Below are 2,237 nucleotides of genomic sequence, written 5' to 3'. Positions count from 1 at the left end.
ATATTAAGCTGCGTGACTCTTCTTACCGGTCGTATATCCAACTCGTCTAGCTCATTGCGACTACAAAGCAGTATCGTAAGATCGGGCACACCCGACAGGTCCAACTCGGTCAATTGGTTTGCCCCGCACCCTAGTTCTTTGAGCCCTCCAGTGTCGGAAAGGTCCAGATGGATCAGATGGTTATCCCAGCAATCGAGCAGCTCCAGCCTCGACAAACCCGAAAGATCGAGCTTGGACAATTCGTTTTCACGGCAATCGAGCCTCTTTAGCCCTGGAACACTGGAGCAATCCAACTTGGTAAAATTATTCTTTGCACAAAAAAGGTCCGTCACCCTTGGTACACCCGAAAGCTCCAGAACGGTCAACGCGTTTCCTTCACAATCGAGTTTCGTTAGCCTTGGCAAACTCGAGAGATTCAGAGCGGTCATCCTGTTATAGCTGCAATTGAGTTCCCGGAGCTCCGGTACACCAGAAAGGTCCAGATCAGTCAACGCATTGTCCTCGCAATCAAGAACCTTTAGCCGTGGAACACCCGCTAAGTCTAGCTTAGTTAATCGGTTTCCTGTGCAATAGAGCGAGAGCAACCACGGAACATTCGAAAGATCCAGATCGAGTAGCCCCACACCGCAAGATACCAATGTCCGAAGTCTATCAGGAAGACGCCATGAAACACCGGAGAGTGGACGGTTGGACTTGAAAGCAAGGGTATCAATGCGAAGACCCTCGACCCAGAAGAGGTCATCGATCGGTAGCTCATCGAAGTCAATTACAAGTTCAGTGATGCGCCCATCGACGACGGTAAACTCGATGTCGTCTAAATGCCTACCAAAAGTCCAATTCCAATGCGTGGCGGCCAAAATCTTCACAACTGCATCAGGAGTGAGGCCCAAATCAACCGCCCAACTGTTAATTTGCCGATAATCCGCCTCGCGGAACTCGTATCCCCCAGCCCTGAATCGAGCCTGCTCTCGGGCGTGTTCCTGGTCCCGCGCGGCCGCCAGAACATCGTCAGACATACGTGACAAAACCGTGCTCGAACCTTCGTCGAGTCGCGCGACTGAAGTGGAGGACGCCGGGACAAGCGGAAATTTTTCCTTTTCACTCATGTTTCTTCGCTTCTCTTGGGGAATCCACCACTTCGGCAAACTTGGTCTGTGAACCTACCCGGCGTTTTGACCAAGGTGTAAGGGGTATTCAATGTTCGCACCTGAACGTGTGGGTCTCGCTTGGTGTTGGGTCGTTCCGCTTGAGCCGGCCAGCTAGGACCTTCTCGAACCTCACCACGCTTGGCTAGTCGAGCCCCTGTGCCTTGATTGCAGACATGGCTTGCCGATACCCGCGCCATTCGGGGTGCTCCGCCATTAACTGCTCCGGGGTCTTCGTCGGGACGTACGCTGGATCGAGTGGCTCCAGCACGTCGCTGCCAGCTTCGTCCCACTCCCGAAACTTCTGCTCTTCTGCGTCGTCTGATCCACTGCTGTCCCACTTAATTCAGATAGATAGCCCGATTCCTGGGCCGTTTTCGATACAATGGTTTCACCACAAAACGTTGAATCGAAACGAGGAATCGGGCTATGGCCTACCATGCTACTGTACTTCGTCAGCTTCTCCAATCCGTGCCGCGACTTGAATTCGAGCGCCTGGCGACGAAGCTGGATGGGCCGCGGCGCAGCGACGCCTTGTCCCGCTGGAGCCAGTTTCTGGCTCTGGTGGTTGGACATGTGGGCCAGCGGCACAGCCTGCGTGATATCGAGTCCGCGCTGATGAGCGATCCCGCGCTGCGCTATCACCTGAACACCCGTTCGGTCAGCCGTTCGGCCCTGGCGCGCGGGAACGAGACGCTCAACGCGGATTTCTTCCAGGAGCTCTTCGGGCTGCTGTATACGCGACTGCAGTCCAGTGGTTCCGTGCCGGGCAAGCGCTTCCGGTTCAAGGGCAAGCTGTTCTCGCTGGATGGCTCATTGATCGACCTGTCGATGAAGGTCTTTCCCTGGGCGGACATCGCACCGAAGAAGGCGGCCTTCAAGCTGCATCTGGGGCTGTATGGCTTCAGGTTGACAGACAGGGGGTCCTTTTCGAGGCCCTCGATGGCGCTCTGGATCCGGCGATACTCCCCGTTCGTGATGCAATCGGTCTCAACCCGGCGGTCGATCCCCTCCTTTCGGGTGCTCCCAGGGTCGGCCTGACCAGCGTCGCAAAAACGACCGTTTGCGAGACAACCGCCGCACCGTCGGCCG

2 protein-coding genes are annotated in these 2,237 nt (G+C 55.7%); one reads left to right on the top strand and one right to left on the bottom strand.

Features of this window, described 5'->3' with window-relative positions:
- Nucleotides 1-1,106: leucine-rich repeat domain-containing protein (locus F790_RS14620; RefSeq protein WP_198004671.1), on the bottom strand; the 1,106-nt coding region annotated here is incomplete at its 3' end.
- 468 nt (nucleotides 1,107-1,574) lie between these two features.
- Between F790_RS14620 and F790_RS13985 the strand changes: the two genes are divergently transcribed.
- Nucleotides 1,575-2,186: a DUF4372 domain-containing protein gene (locus F790_RS13985; protein WP_019592011.1), complete on the top strand. Its 612-nt coding sequence runs from the start codon at nucleotides 1,575-1,577 to the stop codon at nucleotides 2,184-2,186.
- Nucleotides 2,187-2,237 lie beyond the last annotated feature (51 nt).

It is taken from the genome of Thioalkalivibrio sp. ALE20, from assembly GCF_000381405.1.
Lineage (GTDB): Bacteria > Pseudomonadota > Gammaproteobacteria > Ectothiorhodospirales > Ectothiorhodospiraceae > Thioalkalivibrio.
The sequence above is the reverse complement of the archived record's forward strand: the minus strand, read 5'-3'. Positions and strand labels throughout refer to the sequence as shown.

Excerpts from the sequence above, each read along its gene's own strand:
- F790_RS13985 (WP_019592011.1), top strand. The coding sequence starts at position 1,575 with ATGGCCTACCATGCTACTGTACTTCGTCAGCTTCTCCAATCCGTGCCG.